This window comes from Roseateles sp., assembly GCF_039595295.1.
In the GTDB taxonomy this organism is placed as follows: Bacteria; Pseudomonadota; Gammaproteobacteria; order Burkholderiales; family Burkholderiaceae_C; genus Roseateles.
In genome coordinates this window covers 330,790-351,157 of the sequence record NZ_JBCNLU010000001.1, presented here as the reverse complement: position 1 = coordinate 351,157, position 20,368 = coordinate 330,790, and the positions used below count along the sequence as shown (strand labels likewise).

The following is a 20,368-nucleotide window of genomic DNA, read 5'->3' as shown; positions in this document are numbered from 1 at the left end:
GCTTCGGCTGCGGTCGAGCCGAGTCACGAATTGAGAAGCACGGCGAGCCGACAGGACTCGTTGGGAGCGCGACGCGGGGCTCACCCCGCGGACGACGCAAGGCATAAGGGCGCCCCTCGGGGTGCCCTTTCCTTTTGGGGACAACGTGTCCCCGCCGCGGGCTGGACGGCCGTGATGGCCGTCGCGGTCTCAGCCGAGGTAGCGCGATTCCAGGTGGCGGCGGAAGTGCTCGGGATTGAGCGCTTCGCCGCTCGCGCGGCGGACCAGCTCCGGCGTCTCCCAGCGGCTGCCCTGCGACCACACCTTGGCCTTGAGCCAGTCGAACACCGGCGCCAGCTCGCCGCGGGCGATGTCGGCGTCCAGCGTCGGATGTTCGCGGCGCATGGTGGCGAACCACTGCGCGGCGTACATCGCGCCCAGCGTGTAGCAGGGGAAGTAGCCGAACAGGCCCGCGCCCCAGTGCACGTCCTGCATCGGGCCGTCCTTGAAGTTGCCGCGCGTGTCCAGGCCCAGCAGCTCCTGCATCTTGGCGTCCCACAGCGCGGGGATGTCCTCGACCTCGATCTCGCCCTCGATCAGCGGGCGCTCGATCTCGTAGCGCAGGATCACGTGCGCCGGATAGGTCACCTCGTCAGCGTCGACGCGGATGTAGCCCGGCGCGACGCGCGTCATCAGCTTGTTGAGGTTGTCGGCCGAGAAAGCGCTCTGCCGCCCCAGGTGACGTTCCACCAACGGCTGCAGCAGGCCCGCGAAGCCGGGATGCGCGGCGAGCTGCATCTCGAAGGACAGGCTCTGGCTCTCATGCAGGCCCATGGAGCGCGCATTGGCCACCGGCAGGCCCAGCCACTCGCGCGGCAGGTTCTGCTCGTAGCGGCCATGGCCGGTCTCGTGGATGGTGCCGGTCAGGCTCTGCAGGAAGCTGTCGTCGCGGTAGCGCGTGGTCATGCGCACGTCCTCGGGGACGCCGCCGCAGAAGGGATGGGCGCTCTCGTCGAGCCGGCCGGCGTCGAAGTCGAAGCCCAGCAGCTTCATCGCATCCAGGCCCAGCGCGCGCTGCGCCGCCACCGGGAACGGCCCCTGCGGATGGATCACCGTGTCCCGCTCCTGACGCGCCATCACCTGGCGGATCAGGCCGGGCAGCCATTGACGCAGCTCGCCGAACACGCGGTCCACCTCGGCCGACCGCATGCCCGGCTCGTACAGGTCCAGCAGCGCGTCATAGCGGCTCAGGCCGGCGTCCTCGGCCAGCAGGCGCGCTTCCTCGCGGGCAAGGCGCACGACGGGGCGCAGGTTCTCGACATAGCCGGCCCAGTCGTTGGCGCCGCGCTGGCTGCGCCAGGCGTGCTCGCAATGGGAGTTGGCCAGGGACTTGGCCTCGACCAGGCTTTGCGGCAGCGCGTTGGCCGAGCGCCAGACGCGGCGCATCTCGCGCAGCGACGCGCGCTGGAAGTCGTCGAGCGGCTCCTGCTCGGCGTCGTCCAGCAGCCGACGCAATTCAGGGTCCGTGGCCAGCTGATGCATCAGCCCGCCCATCTCGGCCAGCGCCTCCGCCCGGGCCTGCGCGCCATGCGCCGGCATGAAGGCCGACTGGTCCCAGGACGCGATGGATTGCAGATGGTTCAGACGGTGCAGGCGCAGATGGCGCTGGCACAGGGCCTCGTAGGCCGGGGTGCTCGATGCGGGGGTCGATGCGGTGCTCATGGGGCGGGTCTCCTGAGGAATCCGCGATTGTGCTGGCAGCCGCAACGTCCCGACGGGTTCCCCCGAAATGGCGTGACCGCGGCGCGACTGCGCCCGCGCGACCACCGGCGGTCAGCGCTGCGGCGACGGCAGGACGCGTCGGAGTTCTTCGCCGGCTTGATCGAGCCACTCGCCGCGGCGGCGATACATCGCGCGCTTCTTGGAGGGCACGGTGGACAGGTCGCGCACGCCGACCTCGTCGGGCAGCGTCCAGCGGCCGTCGGACTGGCGCTGGGCGCCGTTGGATTCCCAGAAGCCGAGGTAATCGAAGGCGTGCGGCGAGCCGCGATGGCGGCGGCGCGCGCCGACCTTGAGCGCCGGATCGATGCCCGCCACCGGCAGCGCCCACTGGCGGCCGAGCAGCCGCAGCACCGTCAGCAGCAGATACGGCGGCCGCAGTCCCTCGAAGGCCTGCGTCGCGGCGCGGATGCCGGCCAGCGCCTCGGCGTCGTCCATGCGGGGGCCCTGGACCGAGCCCACCAGCAGTCCGCCGCCGCGCACGAAGCAAAAGGTCAGCATGGACAGCCGGCGGCCTTCGGCGTCGCGCAGGCTGAGCGACCACAGGCCCTCTTGCAGGCTGATCTCGTTCAGGCCCAGGTCGATGGAGAAATCACCATGGCGCAGCAGGACGTGACGGCCGTCGGCCAGCAGCGCGTCCTTGGCGCCGGCCAGCCAGGTCTCGGCGGCGACCAGATTGTGGTGGTACTGCCGGAAGCGCTCGCGCATCCCGTGACGCTGGTCGACGAAGGCCTGATACAGCGGCGCGAAGCCGCCCGCGCCGCGCTGACGCAGCAGCGGCCCGGCCAGGCTCAGCGGCGACACCTGCCACTCGAAGTCGCGGCGATAGAAGCGCGACCAAGCCATCGCCGCCCCGATCCGCAGTACGCGGCCGCAGTTGGCGGGCCGGGTCTTGAGGTGGATCAGTAGTTCGCCCAAGGACGGCCAGGGCAGGGGCTGGAGCCCCGGCGAGCGGCGTGCGGACAGCGCGTGGAGGGCCGCCGACGCGGCGCCGCCGACCGGCAAGGACAACGAGTTCATGGACCTGGTTGCTTTTTGATACGCAATGTGAAGCAGTGTAAAGAGCCCAGGGCGAGCGCAGCCATCAGGGGGAGCCCGGAGATGAGGGGGTCGGGACCGGTACCGGCGAATGCGGGGGCGAGGAGCGTGCGGAATGACGTCGAAGACCCTCTCCCCTGCCCTCTCCCGCAAGCGGGCGAGGGAGTCGAGAGGCTCGCTGTCGACAAGAGGGAGTCAAGAGGCTCGCTGTCGACACGAGGGAGTCGAGGGGCTCGCTGTCGACGCGGGGGGCTCGGCGGGCTCGCTGTCGGCGCGGGGAGTCAGCCGATGATCGACACCCCGATCGCCGTCATCGTCACGTACCGGGCGAACTTCCCGATCGCCATGTAGAGCACGCAAGGCCAGAAGGGCAGGCGCAGCCACCCGGCGAGCGCGCAGAGCGGATCTCCGACGATGGGCAGCCAGGACAGCAGGCAAGCCTTGGCCCCGAAGCGCCGCAACCAGCCCAGCAGCCGCTGGTCGCGCGGCTTGTGATGGACCGCCGCCTCATAGGCGCGCTCCGCGCCGTAGCCCATCCACCAGGTGATCGCCCCGCCCAGCGTGTTGCCGACGGTGGCCACCAGGATCGCCGGCCAGAACAGCTCCGGCCGCGCGCTCACCAGCAGCAGCACCACCGGCTCCGATCCCAAGGGCAGCAGCGTCGCCGACACCAGTGCCACGACGAAGACCGCGCCCAGCCCGACTTGCGGGAGCGCCAGGGTCTCCAGCATCAGGTGAATCATGTGTTGCAGCCAGGCTTCCATGCTGGGATTATCCAAAGTCGATCTGAACGAGGGCGCTATGTCTCTTCGCAGCCTGGCTGCAACGGCGGCCGCGGTGCTCGGCCTGATGTCCCTGTCGGGATCTCGCGGCCCGTGGATCGCGGGCGCGTGGGCCCAGACCCCGCCGGCCGCTCCGGCAAACCCGGCACCCGCGCCCCTGCCCCCGATTCCCGGCTGCCCTCAGCTGGTGGCCTCAGGCAATCCGCAGTACCCCCCGTATCTCTGGCGCGATCCCGTCGACGAGCAGAAGCTCATCGGCGCCAACGCCGACCTGATGCAATGGGTCGCCGCGGAGATCGGCATCCCCATCGAGACCCGCTACATCGGGCCCTGGGGCCGTGTGCAGGAGGAGGCGCGCGCCGGCCGGGTGGACTTGGTCGCCGGCGCCTTCTTCACCCTGCCGCGGACCGAGTACATGGACTACTTCCACCCCGCCTTCCGCGAGACCCGCAGCGTGGTCTGGACCCGCGCCGGCGCCCCGGTTCCCTACAAGCGCTGGAGCGACCTGGGACCGCTGCAGGGCGTCACCGTGATCAACAACAGCTTCGGCGTCGAGTTCGACACCTACGCCCGCCAGTCGCTCAAGATCACACAGGTCGCCAGCATCGAGCAGGCGATCCAGATGCTGCAGCGCGGCCGCGCCGATTACATGATTTACGAGGACACCCCCGCCGAGGCCTACGCGGCCCGCAACGGGGGGCCCGCGATCCGGCCGCTGACGCCGGCGGTCGCGCACGAAGGCCTGTACCTGACGCTGTCGCACCGCTCGCGCTGCAACACGCCTGAACTGCGGGGCCGCCTGGCCCGCGCGGTCTACAAGCTGACGCAGGACCGGGTCATGGCCCGCTTCGTCGATCAGGGCTTCATCAACTGGCGCAAGCAGGCGGCGCTCTGAAGGGGGCCCGCCTCCCGGCGGTATACTTCTGCCTCATTTTTGTGCAGCCCGCACCCCTTCCACCGCTCCCGCTTCATGACGACGCCGCTGCCCGGCCCCCTCGCGCTGGGTCCCTTCCAATTGCCGAACCGCCTGTTCGTCGCCCCCATGGCGGGTGTCACGGACCGGCCCTTCCGCGTGCTGTGCAAGAAGCTCGGCGCGGGCTATGCGGTCAGCGAGATGGTCACGTCGCGCAAGGATCTGTGGAACAGCCTGAAGACCTCGCGCCGCGCCAACCATGAGGGCGAGCCGGCGCCGATCTCGGTGCAGATCGCCGGCACCGAGGCCGCGATGATGGCCGAGGCGGCCGCCTACAACATCGACCGCGGCGCCCAGATCATCGACATCAACATGGGCTGCCCGGCCAAGAAGGTCTGCAACAAGTGGGCCGGCTCGGCGCTGATGCAGGACGAGCCGCTGGCGCTGGAGATCATCGAGGCGGTGGTCGCCGCGTGCGCGCCTCGCGGCGTCCCGGTGACGCTGAAGATGCGCACCGGCTGGTGCCAGGCGGAGAAAAACGCCGTCGCGCTGGCGCGGGCCGCGGAGTCGGCCGGCATCGCGATGGTCACCGTCCATGGCCGCACCCGCGAGCAGGGCTACAGCGGTCTGGCCGAGTACGACACCATCGCCGCGGTCAAGGCCGCGTTGCGCATCCCGGTGGTCGCCAACGGCGACATCGACAACCCGCGCAAAGCCAGGGAGGTGCTGGCCGCCACCGGCGCCGACGCCATCATGGTCGGCCGCGCGGCGCAGGGCCGACCGTGGATCTTCGCGGAGATCGCGCACTTCCTGGCCACCGGCGAGGAGTTGCCCGCGCCGCGCATCGCCGACGCCAAGCGCTGGCTGGTGGAGCATCTGCACGATCACTACAGCCTGTACGGCGAGCTGACCGGGATGCGCACCGCGCGCAAGCACATCGGCTGGGCGGTGCGGGCGCTGCCCGGCGGCGAGGACTTCCGCCGCCGGATGAATCTGCTCGAAAGCTGCGAGGCGCAGGTCGATGCGCTCAGCGGCTGGCTGGACGCCCTGGCGGACCAGCATGAACGTTTGCCGTACCTGGCCGCGCTGGAAGCGGCCAACGATGGACAAGACCAAGACGAAGACCAAGAAAGAAGGCTGACGGCATGACGCCAAAACCGATCGAAACCTGCGTGCGCGAAAACCTGGAAGCGTACTTCCGCGACCTTGGCGGCGAAGACCCGCATTCGATGCACGAGATGCTGATCCGGCTGGTCGAGAAGCCGCTGCTGGAGGTGGTCATGCAGCACAGCGAAGGCAACCAGAGCAAGGCCGCCGAGTGGCTGGGCATCAACCGCAACACGCTGCGCCGCAAGCTGGTCGAGCACAAGCTGATCTGAGCCGCCCTTCATCGAATCCCCGCATCCCCCTTAGAGAACTCTCCATGGCACAACTCACCGCCCTGATCTCGGTCTCCGACAAGACCGGCATCGTCGAATTCGCCCAGGCCCTGCACGCGCTGAACGTGAAGCTGCTGTCCACCGGCGGCACCGCCAAGCTGCTGGCCGACGCCGGCCTGCCGGTGACGGAAGTCGCTCAGCACACCGGCTTCCCGGAGATGCTGGACGGCCGCGTCAAGACGCTGCATCCCAAGATCCACGGCGGCCTGCTGGCGCGCCGCGACCTGCCCGAGCACGTCGCCGCGATCCAGCAGCACGGCATCGACACGATCGACATCCTGGCGGTCAACCTCTACCCGTTCGAGGCCACCGTCGCCAAGCCCGGCTGCACGCTGGAAGACGCGATCGAGAACATCGACATCGGCGGTCCGGCCATGGTCCGCAGCGCGGCCAAGAACTGGAAGGACGTGACGGTGCTGACGGACGCGTCGCAATATGCCAAGGTGCTGGAGGAGCTCAAGGCCGACGGCAAGACCAGCGACAAGACGCGCTTCGCCGCCTCGGTCGCCGCGTTCAACCGCATCGCCCAGTACGACGCCGCGATCAGCAACTACCTGAGCGCGCGGCTGGACGACGGCACGCAGGCCGAGTACCCGGAGCAGATGAACAGCAGCTTCGTGAAGGTGCAGGACCTGCGCTACGGCGAGAACTCGCACCAGACCGCCGCGCTGTACCGCGACCTGTACCCGGCGCCGGGCTCGCTGGTGACGGGCAAGCAGCTGCAGGGCAAGGAACTCAGCTACAACAACATCGCCGACGCGGACGCGGCCTGGGAATGCGTGAAGAGCTTCGACACGCCGGCCTGCGTGATCGTCAAGCATGCCAACCCCTGCGGCGTGGCCGTCGCGGCCAACGCCGCCGACGCCTACTCGAAAGCCTTCAAGACCGACCCCACCAGCGCCTTCGGCGGCATCATCGCCTTCAACCGCGAAGTGGATCGCGCCGCGGCGGAGCTGGTTTCCAAGCAGTTCGTCGAGGTGCTGATGGCGCCGTCGTTCAGCGCCGAGGCGCGCGCGATCTTCTCGGGAAAGGCCAATGTGCGTCTGCTCGAGATCGCGCTCCCGGCCGGCGGCGCGCGTCCGTGGGACCAGGGCCGCAACGCGCAGGACGTCAAGCGCGTGGGGTCGGGTCTGCTGGTGCAGACGGCCGACAACCACTTCCTGACCAAAGCCGACCTGAAGGTCGTCACCACGCTGCAGCCGACGGCGCAGCAACTGGACGATCTGATGTTCGCGTGGACCGTGGGCCAGTACGTCAAGAGCAACGCCATCGTGTTCTGCGCGGGCGGCATGACGCTGGGCGTGGGCGCGGGCCAGATGAGCCGCATCGACTCGGCCCGCATCGCGTCGATCAAGGCGGAGAACGCCGGCCTGTCGCTGACGGGCTCGGCGGTGGCCAGCGACGCCTTCTTCCCGTTCCGTGACGGCCTGGACGTGCTGGCCGATGCGGGCGCCTCCTGCGTCATCCAGCCGGGCGGCTCGATGCGCGACGAGGAAGTCATCGCCGCCGCCAACGAGCGCGGCATCGCGATGGTCTTCACCGGCGTGCGTCATTTCCGTCATTGATCGGTCGTGAAGCCCGCGTCAAGGCGCGGGCGACGACTTGTTGCCTTCCCCCTCCTCCGGGGGAAGGCGTTACGGTCAGATAACGTACGCCGTCGCGGCGCCGCAACTGAATCGACAAAATGTTGCGGATTCATGACCTCTCTCATGGGGCGTCGGTGCAAACCCTTGCTACCTTTCGCACCCCCGCACCGCTCAGGTGCTGAATCAAGAGAGAAGTCCTCATGAAGAAGATCATCGTTGCCGCCGCCGCCGCTCTGCTGGCCGCTGGCGCTGCTCAAGCTCAAACCCAGACGCAAGGCTTCTACGGCGACGTCGGCTACACCTTCGTCAAGGTGAAGGACGACGCGGTCAGCGCCAGCTTCAAGCCGGGCGCCATCCGCGGCATCGTGGGCTGGGACCTGCACCCCTACGTCGCGCTGGAAGCCATGCTGGCCGGCGGCGTGAAGGACGGCAAGGCGGCGGGCGGCAAGGTCGAGATCTCGCGCTCGGTCGGTCTGTACGTCAAGCCGAAGTTCGCCGTGAACGAGCAGTTCGAAGTGTTCGGCCGCCTGGGCTTCGCCGATTCGAAGATCAAGGTCTCGGGCCCCCTGGGTTCGGCCAAGGGCAAGGACAACAGCTTCTCGTGGGGCGTGGGCGCGGCCTACAACTTCAACAAGCAGGTCTACGGCGCCGTGGACTACATGTCCTACTTCGACAAGGACTCGACCAAGATCGACGGCGTGACGCTGAGCGTCGGCTATCGCTTCTGATCGATCGCTGATCGACCCGAGGGCGCCGAGCAGCCCTCGTCAGAGCCCGGCCTTGCCGGGCTTTGTTGTTTCTACAGGTCGATGTCGCCGGCCTGCATGGCGCAATCCAGCATCAAGGCCGTTTGCAACTGCCCGTCCAAGGCCAGGCGCTCGAGCGTCGTGGAGATCGCCTCCCCGCTGCGCAACGGGCTGCGGTACTTTCGAACCGCGCGGGCGACTCGGGCAGGATGGCTCGCAAACAACCGCGACAGGAAAGCATCCGGATGCTCCAACCGAACGCCTAGGTCCACCAGCCGCTGAGCTCGAAAGTCTTTCAAGTTCTTGCTCAACAGCGCCACGACATCGCCGCCCAAGGTCATCACCGAGGCTCGGACTCGAAGCGCGCAAGCTGCCACATGAGCGTCCTTCGGGGATCGCACGGCATCAAGCGCCTTCGGAAGCGACAGCCGAATCGCGGCGGCATCCACCTCGGCGTTTGGCAAGCTGTGACGCATGATTGCCTCGTGAGCCGCGGCATGCTGAAGATCACGCTGACGCTTCGATCGCACCAGCGCCCGGCTCATCTCGTCGAGGATGAGCGCGCTCCAATGCAACTCGATCAGGCCCTCATAGTCCAAGTGGATCAGCAGGCCTCGAGTCGTTCCGCCGAACAGCGTGTCGGCGTCAGCCACGACGGCAATGGCCGACGCATCGCTCACAGTCCAACGGCCTCATATTCATCGCTGATCATTTTCCCGAGTTGCTTGATCGCCTGCCATTGCTTGCGCCTCGCCTGACGATGCCAAGCCATCAGCTCGGACTTCAGCACCCGCCGCTGATTCCCCACGCGCTGATACAGCGGGATCTCCCCCGCATCGATACGCGCATTCAGATACGGGCGGGACACCCCCACCAGATCCGCCGCCTGCTGTGTCGTCAACACCATCTCTTCACCTGCTTCCTTGCTTGCGCTCTTGCTGCGCTTGACTCGATCCGCCGCCGCGGGCTTCAGCAGTTGAGCGGACAAGATCCGCTCGAACGCCGTCCGGATGGCCCGCTCCTTGGCCGCGCTCAACGCGACCTGCTCCTTCACCGCATTGATCAGCGGCTGGACATCGAGAGAAAGATCGGAGGACTGGACCTTGCGGGTCGTCGTCATGGTGGGCCTGCCTGTGAAGTCTAGGGATGAGCGAAATTCTCGCAATACTCGAAACAAGTCGGAAACCGGCGTGATTTAGTCAGCGCTCCCACCTAGGGATCTCTCAAATAGGGCAATCGCGCGCTTGGGCTTACGCTTGCGCCCATCCGTCACGACAAGAACACCGGGAGACCCCATGGAGCAAGCCCTGCACGAACGCCTGCACTTGGTGCTGGAACAGCAGCGCGCCGCCTTCGATCGCGAGCGCCTGCCCACGCTGACGCGGCGCAGGGACCGGCTGGAACGCCTGCGCCGCATGACCTCGGAGAACGCCGAGGCGCTCGCCCAGGCGATGGCGCAGGACTTCGGCCACCGCTCCCGGCATGAGAGCCTGCTCGCCGACCTCTTCACCGTCGAGTCCGGCATCCGCCACGCGCTGCGCCACCTCAAGCGCTGGTCGGCCGTGCGTCGCGCCCCCACGCCGCTGCACTTCCTGCCCGCCGGCAATCGGCTGATGCCGCAGCCGCTGGGCGTCGTGGGCATCGTCTCGCCCTGGAACTATCCGTACTACCTGGCGATGGCGCCGGCCCTGGCCGCGCTGGCCGCCGGCAACCGCGTGATGATCAAGCCGTCCGAGCTCACGCCCGCGACCTCCTCGCTGATGGCGCGCCTGGTCGCCGAGCACTTCCAGCCCGACGAGATGACCGTGGTCACCGGCGACGCCGAGGTCGGCAAGGCCTTCACCCAGCTGCCCTTCGATCACCTGTTCTTCACCGGCTCGACCGCCGTCGGCCGCCATGTCGCGCAGGCCGCGGCGCAACACCTGACCCCGGTGACGCTCGAGCTTGGCGGCAAGTCGCCCGCCATCGTGGACCGCAGCGCCGATTTGGCGCTGACCGCCGAGCGCATCGCCTTCGGCAAGCTGCTCAACGCCGGCCAGACCTGCGTCGCGCCCGACTACGTGCTGGCACCGCAGGAACTGGCGCGACCGCTGGCCGACGCCATCGTCGCGGCGATGCGGCGGCTCTATCCGCGCATCGCCGGCAACCCCGACTACACGGCCATCGTCAGCCCGCGCCACCACGCGCGACTGCGCGGTCTGCTCGACGATGCTCGCGCCCGCGGCGCCACGCTGATCCCCAGCCACGACGACCAGCCCGAGGACCGGCGGCTTGTGCCGACGCTGCTGCTCGGCACCTCGCCGGACATGGCGGTGATGCGCGAGGAGATCTTCGGCCCGCTGCTGCCCATCGTTCCCTACGGCCACCCGTCCGAGGCCATCGCCCACGTCAACGCGGGCGATCGGCCCTTGGCGCTGTACTGGTTCGGCGACGACCGCGCCGCGCGGGAGGACGTGCTCGCCCGCACGCATGCCGGCGGCGTCACCATCAACGACTGCATCTGGCACCTCGGCCAGGAGGATCAACCCTTCGGCGGCGTCGGCGCCAGCGGCATGGGCGCGTACCACGGCGTCTGGGGCTTCAATACCTTCAGCAAGCTCAAGCCGGTGTTCATCCAGGCGCGCTTCGCGGGGACCAAGCTGTTCCATCCGCCCTACGGAAAGACCTTCGACCGCCTGCTCGGTCTGCTCAAGAAGATCTCCTGATCGCGGCGGCGGACATGGCAAGCGATTCGACGGGAGCGGCCCAGGCCGATGCGGACTTCATCATCATCGGCGGCGGCTCCTCGGGGGCCGTGCTGGCCAGCCGGCTGAGCGAGGATCCGGACTGCCGCGTGCTGCTGCTCGAGGCCGGCGGACGCGGCGACGGCTGGGTGACGACGACGCCCTTCGCGGGCGCGATCCAGGTCTCCCGGAAGGTCAACAACTGGGGCTTCGAGACCGAGCCCCAACCCGGCCTGAACGGCCGCCGCGGCTATCAGCCGCGCGGCAAGGCGCTGGGCGGATCGTCCGCGATCAACGCGATGGTCTACACCCGCGGCCATCGCAGCGATTACGACGCGTGGGCCGCCGCCGGCTGTGCGGGCTGGTCCTATGACGAGGTCCTGCCCTGGTTCATCAAGGCCGAAGGCAATGCGCGGCTCGGCGCGCCGTGGCACGGCCGGCACGGCCCGCTGCGCGTCGGCGACCTGCGCACCGACAGCCCCATCCACGCCGCCTGGAGCGCCGCGGCGCGCGAGCGCGGCCATGCGGTGCTCGACGACTTCAACGGCGAGCGGATGGAGGGCCTCGGGACCTACCAGGTCACGCAGCACGAGGGCGAGCGCTGGAGCGTCGCGCGCGGCTATCTGCAGCCGCATCGGAACTCCCGTCCCCATCTGCGCGTGGAGACCGGCGTGCGCGCATTGCGGCTGGTGCTCCAGGGACGCCGCGCGGTCGGCGTCGAGGTGCTTCAGGACGGCCACAAGCGCACGCTGCGGGCGGCGCGCGAAGTCATCGTCAGCTGCGGCGCGCTGCAATCACCGCAACTGCTGATGCTGTCGGGCATCGGCGATGGCGCGGCGCTTCAGGCGCTGGGCATTCCCGTCGTGCATGACCTGCCCGGCGTTGGCCGCAATCTGCACGACCACCCGGACTTCGTCTTCGGCTATGCGTCGGACAGCCTCGATCTGGCGGGCCTCTCGCTGCGCGGCGGCGCCCGGCTCCTGAGCGAGGTCGGCCGCTTCCGCCGCGAGCGTCGCGGGCTGATCACCAGCAACTTCGCCGAGTGCGGCGGCTTCCTGTCCACGCGGACCGGGCTGCCGGCGCCCAACGTCCAGCTGCATCTGGTGGTGGCAATGGTCGAGGACCATGCGCGCAAGCTGCGTTGGGGTCACGGCTTGTCCTGCCATGTCTGTCTGCTGCGCCCGCGCAGCCGCGGCGCGCTGTCGCTCGCGAGTGCCGATCCGCTGGCCGCGCCGCGCATCGATCCGGCCTTCCTCCAGGATCCGGAGGACGTGCGCGAGCTGATCGAGGGCTACAAGCTGACGCGCGAGCTGATGCGCGCGCCGTCCATGCAGGCGTTCTGGACGCGGGAGCTATGGAGTGCCGGCATCGACACCGACGTCGAGATCGAAGCCCTGCTGCGGCAACGCGTCGATACGGTCTATCACCCGGTGGGCAGCTGCCGGATGGGCGTCGACGAGAGGGCGGTGGTCGACCCGACCCTGAAGGTGCGCGGGCTGGAGGGCCTGCGCGTGGTGGATGCGTCGATCATGCCCGCCGTGGTCAGCGGCAACACCAACGCGCCGGCGGTGATGATCGGGGAGAAGGCGGCGGCGATGATTCGCCGCGCCTGAAGAGCGCCGCAAGCACGGAGAGCGCCTCCCGGCGCTCCCCTGGCGCGATCGCTCAGACGCCGGCCGGCGGTGTGAGGTAGGAATAGACAAGCTGGCTGGCAATGACGAGCCCCTCGTTGCCGGCCAGATCGGTCTGCACGGCTTCCAACCGATGCTGCACCCAATCGCCACGACTATCGTGGCCAGTCTGAATGGCCCCTGGCAGATTGACGAAGTCCGCTCCAGAGAGGTAGACCCCAACGCCCTGTTGCCAATCGCCGCCGTCGAAACGGAATTTCCAGGAGGCGCCGGACTCAAGTCCGGTGATTCGGATCTTATCCCTCAAATCGTCAATTGCCTTGTCGCCGGGGACGCCGATGGTCTCGAAAACAAAGCCCAGCGGGTCCGGCGCTATATGGTCCAGAGTGAACCCGATGCTGCGTGTTTCGCTCGTGTTGCCAGCAGCATCCTTCTGGACCACGCTGACCACGTTGCTGCCCTCTCTGAAGCCAGGCATGAAGACGCCGAGGCTCGTTGCCTGACCGAGCATTGACGGCGAGCCGTTGATCAGAACCGAGATCGTGCTCCCTGCTTCGATGTTTCCTATTTCGACAGTGCCTCCTGTGACGAGCAGCTTGCCGCTTGCAGTCGCAATGGTGGGCGCCGTCGGCGCGATGGTGTCCAGATCCACACCGATCGCCGAAGCCTGCCCGGCATTGCCCGCCGCATCGATCTGCCGCAGCTCGATCGTGTTGTGCCCTTCATCCAGGACGCGGGTGCTCATCTGCGTGCCACTACCGTTGCGCCAGCGCTCGTCACCCTGGACGCGGAACTGCCACGTCGCGTCTGCCTCGAGGTTCTCCAGCGAGAGATACCCGGTCGCGTTGATCAGCGCATTCGCCGCCACGGTGCCCGCCTTCGCTCGCGCGGTCGCCTGCAAGGCATCGGGCGCCACCGAGTCCAGCTGGACCGACAGCGCGTCGACGGCGCTGACGTTGCCGGCGGCATCCGTCTGCCGGACCTCCACGAGGTTGTCTCCCTCCTTCAGCGCGCTCGATGCGATCACGTCGCCCTGACCAGTCGTCCAAGCACCGCCATCGACGCGGTACTCCCAGCTCGCTCCGTTCTCCAACAGATGAACGAGCAGGCTCCCCTGCGCATTGATCATCGGCAGGCCGTTGCTGGTGACCAGGTCCGGACGATCCGGTGCCGTCGAATCGCGCGTCACCGTGATGACGGAGACGGCCCCCTCGTGACCCGTGCTGTCGGTCTGGAAGAACTCGACCACGTTGATGCCCTCGTTCAGCGCAGACGCCGCGAGCCGGTCCGCACTGCCCACGTGCCAGTCGCTTTCGCCGTTGATCCGATAGCGCCAGGTTGCGCCGGTTTCGAGCTGATCCAGCACCAGCGCGCCTTGCATCGACAGCGCCTCGGGTTTTCCGCCCTCGACGTGCACGGCCAGTTGATCCGGCGCATCCAAATCAACCCGCATCCGCAGCTGGGCGGCCGTCCCCACATTGCCCGCGACATCGGTCTGCCGCACCTCGATCGCGTTGTCGCCATTCGACAGCGCCGACGCGGGAATGCGACCGCCCTGGCCGTCGATCCACTCGCCCTGACCATTCAAGCGATAGGCCCAGGTCGCGCCCGGCTCCAGCCCGGTCACGTTGACGAATCCAGCGGCGTTGAGCAGGTCGGTCCCGTTGCTTGATTGCAGCTCGGGCGCCTGCGGCGGCGTCAGATCCAGTGCGACGCTCGCATTCACACGCGGCCCCATCAGGCCGACGCCGTCGACCTGATAGGCCTCGACGACGTTGACCCCTTCGATCAGCGCCGATGCCGGCACGGTACTGCCCACCCCGCGGGTCCACGTCTCAGCGCCGTTGACGCGGAAGAACCAGGTCGCGCCAGGCTCGATACCGGCCACGAGGACTCCACCATCCGCGTTGATCGGGCCGACCGGATTGCTGGAAGTCAGCAGCAGGCCGTCAGGCGCGGTGGTGTCGTAGTCGATGGTGCGCTCCGCAACGACGCCGCGATTGCCGGCGGCATCGACCTGGACCACCCGAAGCACATTGGCGCCTTCCTTCAGCACGCCGGAGGGCAGCGATTCGCCGTCGCCAGCGCGATACGTCGGGTCATCGCCGATGCTGTATTCCCACCGCGCCCCGGGCTCAAGCCCACCGATGGTGACGAGATCGTTCACGCCGACCTGGCTCTTTCCGGTGGACGTGTCGATCGACAGCACCGGCGGCGCCACGCTGTCCAGCGTGAACGACAGCTGCGCCGTCTCGCTGCGGTTCCCCGCAGGGTCGATCTGATAGACCTCGACCGATCGCGGACCTTGGCGATCGCTGCCCAGCGCGATCTCCTTGCCCTGGCCGGCCATCCATTCGCCTGCACCGTCGAGGCGATACCACCACAGCGCACCCGACTCCAGGCCGGAAACGCTCACCACGCCCTCTCGAGTCACGCCATCCACGGCCGACGAGCCCGTGTCCTGCTTGAGCGCCAGCGCGGGTGCGGCGGCCGCGTTGTCGATCATCACCGCCAGGGTCGCCGGCTCGCCACGACGCCCCTGCTCATCGACCTGCGCGACCACCACGGCATGCATGCCATCGGACAAGGTCGAGCCGTCGATGCGCGTGCCGGTGCCCTCATGCCATTGGGTATCGTCGTCAACGCGGTAGACCCAACGACGATCCGGAGCGGCCAATTGGACCTGCACGTGGCCGGAGTCGTTGATGGCGTCACCGCCCGTGCTCGTGGACAGCTGCGGTGCATGGATGAGCCGCTCGGGCGGCTCGACAGGGGGCTTGCCGCCGGCATCGCCGCCGCCCTTGCTCCTCGTGATGCTCATCATTGCGAGCATCAACCCGCCAGCGCCACTGGCGAGCCACGGCGCAATCCCCGGATGGTCGCACTCCTCGGATGAACCGTCGGTCATGACCTTCATCTGGCATCGAACCTCCTCGGTCCGACCGCCCTCGACGACCGGATCAGGCTCCGAAACGCCCCCCTGCGCCACGTCCGCAGCGCTCTGCGCTTCTTGCGTCGGCGCGGGCGCGGCTTCCAGTGACTCTGCCGCGGGTTCGGTCCGCATGTCGGTGAGTTGCTCCGACTCCTTCAGAACAACTCCCGATTCCTTCCGTACGCGAGCCTGCCGAGGGTCGATCAGGACAGCGGTCGGATGGGGAGCCCCGGTGGATGGCGGGAGAACAGGAGGGTTGCGCATGAAATGCCCCTAGAGAAAGTGAACGAGGGCCGCAGTTTCGTAATCAAGCCGGACCGCAGACACGGCTCATCTGCATCTTTCGCCGCGCCATAACTGCAAGTTGAGGCTGAAGAACCAGTCATTCTTTGCTAGTTCTTATTGGCTAGCAGCTTGTCATCGATGGCCTTCATGTCATCGCCCCCGGGGATAATCGCGCCCCATGGTCCTTGCCGAAATCACCGGCCTCTTCCTCGCCTGGCTGGCGCGCCTGATCACCGGCGCGCAGGGCCACTGGAAAGGCAGCCCGCCGACCGCGGAGCAGCGCATCTACTTCGCCAACCACCAGAGCCACTTTGACTGGGTGCTGATCTGGGCCTCGCTGCCCGGCGAGCTGCGCGCCCGCACCCGCCCCATCGCCGCCCGCGATTACTGGACCAGCTCCAAGCTCAAGGCCTGGCTGACCAGCGCCGTGTTCAACGCCGTCTACGTCAGCCGCACCCGCGCCACGCCGGACGAGGATCCGCTGGAGCCGCTGGTCGACGCGCTGCAGGGCGGCGACTCCCTGGTCATCTTTCCCGAGGGCACGCGCTCCAACAAGGGCGCCCCGCAAGCCTTCAAGGCCGGCGTCTTCCACCTGTCCGAGCAGTTCCCCGACGTGCAGCTGATCCCCACCTGGATCGACAACGTCCAGCGCGTCATGCCCAAGGGCGAGGTCGTGCCGGTCCCCATCCTGTGCACCGTCACCTTCGGCGCCCCCATCCGCATCGAGCCCGGCGAGGACAAGCGCGCCTTTCTTGAGCGCGCCCGCAATGCGGTGATGGCGCTGCGTCCGGGAGGGTGGAAGGAATGAGGTGGCTCAAGTCCCTGAACCCGGGCGAACAGGTCGCCTTCCTGTTCGTCGTGCTCTTCGGCGCGCTGCTGCTGGTGAGCATCGGCTCGGTGCTGTGGTCCTTGCGCGATCGGCCCGAGGAGGAGCAGGACGAGTGGCAGCGCCGCTGGTCCAACTTCCGGCACGAGCTCAACATGGTGTGGATCGGCGCCTGCCTGTTCTGGGCGGCCTGGGTCTCCGGGCCGGTGGGCGCGACGCTGCTCTTCGGCGTGTTTTCGTTCCTGGCCTTCCGCGAGTTCATCACCCTGCTCCACACCCGCCGCGCCGATCACCGCGGGCTGATCATGGCCTTCTTCGTGATCCTGCCGCTGCAGTACGTGCTGGTGGGGACGCGCCACTTCGACCTGTTCTCGGTGCTGATCCCCGTCTATGGTTTCCTGGCGATCCCGGTGGCGAGCGCGCTGGCCGACGATCCGGCGCGCTTCCTGGAGCGCAACGCCAAGATCCAGTGGGGCATCATGGTCTGCGTCTACGGCCTGTCGCACGCACCGGCGCTGCTGCTGCTGGACATCCCCAAATACCAGGGCCGCGGCGCCTTCCTGCTGTTCTTCCTGGTGGCGGTGGTGGCCTGCGGCCAGATCGCGCAGGCGGTGGCGACCAGCCGCTTCCGCGCCAAGCCGGTGGCGCGCCGCATCAGCCGCTCCTTCACCATGAAGGCCTGGTGGATCGGCGCCTTCGCGGCGGCCTTCGCGGGGGCGCTGCTGTACTGGATCACGCCCTTCAAGGCGGGTCAGGCGGCGATCGCGGCCTTCATCGCGGCGGGCTGCGGCAGCTTCGGCGTCTTCGTGATGCAGGCGCTCAAGCGCGACGCCGGCATCAACGCCTGGGGAAACCGCAGCGCCATCACCGGCGCGGTCGGGCTGCTGGACCGCATCGCGGCGATGTGCTTCGCGGCGCCGGTGTTCTTCCATTCGGTGCGCTGGTATTTCGGACGAGGATGATCACGACATGAGCATGCGCATCCTCGGCATCGACCCCGGCCTGCAGACCACGGGCTTCGGCGTCATCGACGCGGACGGACCGCGCCTGGCCTACGTGGCCAGCGGCACGATCAAGACCAATGCGCTGCCGACGGGCGACCTGCCCGGCCGGCTCAAGATCCTCTACGACGGCATCCGCGAGGTGGTGTCGCGCTATCAACCGACCTGCGCGGCGGTGGAGATCATCTTCGTCAACGTGAACCCGCAGTCCACGCTGCTGCTGGGGCAGGCACGCGGCGCGGCGCTGACGGCGCTGGTGTCCTGCGACCTGCACGTGTCCGAGTACACCGCCGTCCAGATGAAGAAGGCCATCACCGGCCACGGCGGCGCGGCCAAGGCCCAAGTGCAGGCCATGGTCGCGCGGCTGCTGGGCCTGCCCGGCGAGCCCGGCAAGGACGCCGCCGACGCGCTGGGCATCGCGATCATGGACGCCCATGCCCGCGTCTCCTTCGACGCGATGAGCCGCCAGACCACGCTGCAGCGGCGTCAGCACGCGCAGTTCAAGGGTTCGCGGACGTATTGAGCGGATGGCGCGCATGGAGCGCGCCGTTTCGGGCGCGCGCGCTCAGGGCTCGCCCTGTATCGAGGCGACCGCAGGCTAGCCGCGAATCCATCCCCATGCCCAAAGAATTTCGGTTCGGAGGGAATATCCTCTCCCGCTCCCGTGTTCCTGCAGTACCCCACCACTCTTTCCAAGGAGACCTGCATGAATTCCAAGCTCAAGCTTGCCGCCGCCGTCGCGCTGGCGCTCGTGTCCGGACTGGCCGCGGCGCAGGCCGCGCCGGCCATGGTCAAGGACGGCGTCTTCGTCGGCGCCAACGAGATGACGCTCTACACCTTCGACAAGGACCAGGCCGGCAGCGGCAAGAGCGTCTGCAACGGTCCCTGCGCGACCAACTGGCCGGCACTGATGGCCAAGGCCGACGACAAGCCCATGGGCGACTGGTCCATCATCACGCGCGACGACGGCGCCAAGCAGTGGGCCTACAAGGGCAAGCCGCTGTACTTCTGGGTGAAGGACGCCAAGCCGGGTGACCGCACGGGTGATGGTGTGAATCAGGTGTGGCACGCCGCCAAGCCTTGAGCGCATCAGCGACTCGGTCCCGTCCGCGCATGCCCCTCTTCCTCGAAGAAGCGATTCCGCTGTTGCCGCGTCTGCGCCGCCATGCGCGGCTGCTGTGCGGCGATGCGGCGCGCGCGGACGACCTGTTGCAGGACACGCTGGAGCGCGCCGCCCGCAAGGGCGCGCTCTTCCATGCGGAGGCCGGCCCCGAGCGCATCGACGCGCTGCGCGGCTGGTTGCTGACCTTGATGCATCGGCTCTATCTGAACCAGCGCCGCGACGCGCGCGAGGCGCTGCACGATTCGCTCGACGAGGACGAGTCGCTGCAGCCGCTCTCGCACGAGCCGCAGCAGCAGGTCGCCCTGCGGCTGGACATGGAGCGCGCGCTGGCCGCGTTGCCGGCCGCCTCGCGCGAGATCCTGCTGCTGATCTGCGTCGAGGAAATGAGCTACCAGGACGCCGCCCGCGTGCTGGACGTGCCGCTGGGCACGGTGATGTCGCGGCTGTCGCGCGCCAGAGAGCGGCTGCGTCAGCTGATGAGCGACGGCGCGGAATCCCGCGCCCCGCTGCGGGTGGTGAAATGAGCGCCGACGCATGACGAACGACACCGATTACGACGACGCCACGTTGCACGCCTACGTGGATGGACAACTCCCACCCGAGCGCGCCGCCGCCGTGGCCGACTGGCTGCTCCGGCACCCGCGCGCCGCGCGTCAGGTCCTGGACTGGCGCGAGCAGCGCGAGGCCCTCCAAGGCCTGCGCCGCGAGTGGCTGCACGAACCGGTCCCGCCGCACCTCACCGCCGCGTTGAAGCCCTCTGCGGCGAACGACTCGCGCTGGCCGCGGGCCTGGGTCGCGGGGCTGCTGCTGGCCGTGGGCCTGGGTGCCGGCGCGGCCGGTGGTTGGGGCGGTCACGCCTACTGGTATGGCAAGAACGAAGCGGCCGAGCTGGCGGCCGCCACGGCTGCGGCGCGGGCGGCCGGCCGCGATCCCACGATTCCCGAGTACGTCCGCGATGCCGCGATCGCGCACGTGGTCTATCAGCCCGAGCAGCGCCATCCGGTCGAGGTCGGCGCCGATCAGGCGGATCACCTGATCCAGTGGCTCAGCAAGCGGCTGGGCCAGCCGCTGCATGCGCCGGTGCTGCGGGACTACGGCTGGAAACTGGTCGGCGGCCGGCTGCTGCCAGCCGGCGACGACCCCGCCTCGCCTCCGAAGACGAACGTCACCGCCACGGCCAACGCCAACGCCAACTCGAACGCAGCGTTGGCGCGCGCGCAGTTCATGTACGAGAACGACGCCGGCGAACGCTTCACGCTCTACGTGAGCACGGGCGCGGCGTCTGCCGAGGCGCCGGTGGCCTTCCGGCTGATGAGCCGCGTCGAGGGCGGCCAGACCACGCGCAGCCTGTACTGGATTGACGGCAAGCTGGCCTATGCGCTGAGCGGCAACTTCGACGAGAAGCGCCTGCGGGTGCTGGCGGATCTGGTCCACGTGCGCATCGGCATGCCGGATGCGAAGCCGGGCTCCTGACGCTGTCTTCACCGAACAGGCCCGATGGGGTCTACCCCGCGCTGTCCGACGTGGTCGCCGAGGCCTTGATTCGGGATGCAGCGCTAGGCGTGGACCGGAGCCATAGCAGCGC

At 68.4% G+C, this 20,368-nt stretch carries 19 protein-coding genes; 13 read left to right on the top strand and 6 right to left on the bottom strand.

Annotated features, from left to right (window positions below):
• Positions 1-189 precede the first annotated feature (189 nt).
• From ABDW59_RS01630 to ABDW59_RS01620, 3 genes are all read right to left on the bottom strand, one after another.
• The gene (locus ABDW59_RS01630; RefSeq protein WP_343627615.1) at positions 190-1,701 is read right to left on the bottom strand and encodes a carboxypeptidase M32; all 1,512 of its coding nucleotides are present in this window, start codon (positions 1,699-1,701) and stop codon (positions 190-192) included.
• Positions 1,702-1,812: 111 nt separating this feature from the next.
• Positions 1,813-2,778 carry a DUF535 family protein gene (locus ABDW59_RS01625; RefSeq protein ID WP_343627614.1) on the bottom strand — a complete coding sequence of 322 codons (966 nt, stop codon included), beginning with the start codon at positions 2,776-2,778 and terminating at the stop codon, positions 1,813-1,815.
• A gap of 299 nt (positions 2,779-3,077) precedes the next feature.
• Positions 3,078-3,560 (bottom strand): YqaA family protein, encoded by a 483-nt coding sequence (locus ABDW59_RS01620; protein WP_343627613.1) that lies wholly within the window; start codon positions 3,558-3,560, stop codon positions 3,078-3,080.
• A gap of 37 nt (positions 3,561-3,597) precedes the next feature.
• Here ABDW59_RS01620 and ABDW59_RS01615 point away from each other — a divergent pair, with 37 nt between their 5' ends.
• The 5 genes from ABDW59_RS01615 to ABDW59_RS01595 all read left to right on the top strand — a co-directional run bounded on the left by ABDW59_RS01615 (position 3,598) and on the right by ABDW59_RS01595 (position 8,244).
• Entirely contained in the window at positions 3,598-4,473 is an 876-nt protein-coding gene (locus tag ABDW59_RS01615) for a transporter substrate-binding domain-containing protein (protein ID WP_343627612.1), read from the top strand.
• Between the two features lie 75 nt (positions 4,474-4,548).
• Entirely contained in the window at positions 4,549-5,640 is a 1,092-nt protein-coding gene (dusB, locus tag ABDW59_RS01610; protein ID WP_343627610.1) for a tRNA dihydrouridine synthase DusB, read from the top strand.
• Positions 5,637-5,870, top strand: coding sequence for a helix-turn-helix domain-containing protein (locus tag ABDW59_RS01605; RefSeq protein ID WP_261757031.1), 234 nt, complete (start codon positions 5,637-5,639; stop codon positions 5,868-5,870). The genes dusB and ABDW59_RS01605 overlap by 4 nt, the downstream gene beginning before the upstream one ends.
• Before the next feature lie 44 nt (positions 5,871-5,914).
• The gene (gene purH / locus ABDW59_RS01600; RefSeq protein ID WP_343627609.1) at positions 5,915-7,495 is read left to right on the top strand and encodes a bifunctional phosphoribosylaminoimidazolecarboxamide formyltransferase/IMP cyclohydrolase; all 1,581 of its coding nucleotides are present in this window, start codon (positions 5,915-5,917) and stop codon (positions 7,493-7,495) included.
• Between the two features lie 221 nt (positions 7,496-7,716).
• Complete coding sequence (locus tag ABDW59_RS01595; RefSeq protein WP_343627607.1) at positions 7,717-8,244, top strand: porin family protein; 528 nt, start codon at positions 7,717-7,719, stop codon at positions 8,242-8,244.
• Positions 8,245-8,315: 71 nt separating this feature from the next.
• Here the strand turns inward: ABDW59_RS01595 and ABDW59_RS01590 are convergent, their stop codons facing one another.
• Together ABDW59_RS01590 and ABDW59_RS01585 are read right to left on the bottom strand one after the other, a co-directional pair.
• Positions 8,316-8,942 carry a PIN domain-containing protein gene (locus ABDW59_RS01590; RefSeq protein ID WP_343627606.1) on the bottom strand — a complete coding sequence of 209 codons (627 nt, stop codon included), beginning with the start codon at positions 8,940-8,942 and terminating at the stop codon, positions 8,316-8,318.
• On the bottom strand, positions 8,939-9,382 hold the full coding sequence (locus tag ABDW59_RS01585) for an excisionase family DNA-binding protein (protein WP_343627605.1): 444 nt from the start codon (positions 9,380-9,382) through the stop codon (positions 8,939-8,941). The genes ABDW59_RS01590 and ABDW59_RS01585 overlap by 4 nt, the downstream gene beginning before the upstream one ends.
• 175 nt (positions 9,383-9,557) lie before the next feature.
• On the opposite strand from ABDW59_RS01585, the gene ABDW59_RS01580 reads away from it, so the two are divergent.
• Both ABDW59_RS01580 and ABDW59_RS01575 read left to right on the top strand, forming a co-directional pair.
• Positions 9,558-10,967 carry a coniferyl aldehyde dehydrogenase gene (locus ABDW59_RS01580; RefSeq protein WP_343627603.1) on the top strand — a complete coding sequence of 470 codons (1,410 nt, stop codon included), beginning with the start codon at positions 9,558-9,560 and terminating at the stop codon, positions 10,965-10,967.
• A 14-nt stretch (positions 10,968-10,981) separates the two neighbouring features.
• The gene (locus ABDW59_RS01575) at positions 10,982-12,598 is read left to right on the top strand and encodes a GMC family oxidoreductase N-terminal domain-containing protein (protein WP_343627602.1); all 1,617 of its coding nucleotides are present in this window, start codon (positions 10,982-10,984) and stop codon (positions 12,596-12,598) included.
• A 52-nt stretch (positions 12,599-12,650) separates the two neighbouring features.
• Here ABDW59_RS01575 and ABDW59_RS01570 read toward each other — a convergent pair whose 3' ends face one another.
• Positions 12,651-15,680: a hypothetical protein gene (locus ABDW59_RS01570; protein WP_343627601.1), complete on the bottom strand. Its 3,030-nt coding sequence runs from the start codon at positions 15,678-15,680 to the stop codon at positions 12,651-12,653.
• Between the two features lie 331 nt (positions 15,681-16,011).
• Between ABDW59_RS01570 and ABDW59_RS01565 the strand changes: the two genes are divergently transcribed.
• From ABDW59_RS01565 to ABDW59_RS01540, 6 genes are all read left to right on the top strand, one after another.
• Positions 16,012-16,641: a lysophospholipid acyltransferase family protein gene (locus ABDW59_RS01565; RefSeq protein WP_343627600.1), complete on the top strand. Its 630-nt coding sequence runs from the start codon at positions 16,012-16,014 to the stop codon at positions 16,639-16,641.
• Positions 16,638-17,621 (top strand): phosphatidate cytidylyltransferase, encoded by a 984-nt coding sequence (locus ABDW59_RS01560; RefSeq protein WP_343627599.1) that lies wholly within the window; start codon positions 16,638-16,640, stop codon positions 17,619-17,621. Before ABDW59_RS01565 ends, ABDW59_RS01560 begins: the two co-directional genes overlap by 4 nt.
• Before the next feature lie 13 nt (positions 17,622-17,634).
• Entirely contained in the window at positions 17,635-18,183 is a 549-nt protein-coding gene (ruvC, locus tag ABDW59_RS01555) for a crossover junction endodeoxyribonuclease RuvC (RefSeq protein ID WP_343627729.1), read from the top strand.
• Positions 18,184-18,366: 183 nt separating this feature from the next.
• Complete coding sequence (locus tag ABDW59_RS01550) at positions 18,367-18,744, top strand: hypothetical protein (RefSeq protein WP_343627597.1); 378 nt, start codon at positions 18,367-18,369, stop codon at positions 18,742-18,744.
• Positions 18,745-18,773: 29 nt separating this feature from the next.
• Complete coding sequence (locus ABDW59_RS01545; RefSeq protein ID WP_343627596.1) at positions 18,774-19,307, top strand: sigma-70 family RNA polymerase sigma factor; 534 nt, start codon at positions 18,774-18,776, stop codon at positions 19,305-19,307.
• A gap of 10 nt (positions 19,308-19,317) precedes the next feature.
• Positions 19,318-20,256, top strand: a complete 939-nt coding sequence (locus tag ABDW59_RS01540; RefSeq protein WP_343627595.1) for an anti-sigma factor — start codon at positions 19,318-19,320, stop codon at positions 20,254-20,256.
• Positions 20,257-20,368: the final 112 nt, after the last annotated feature.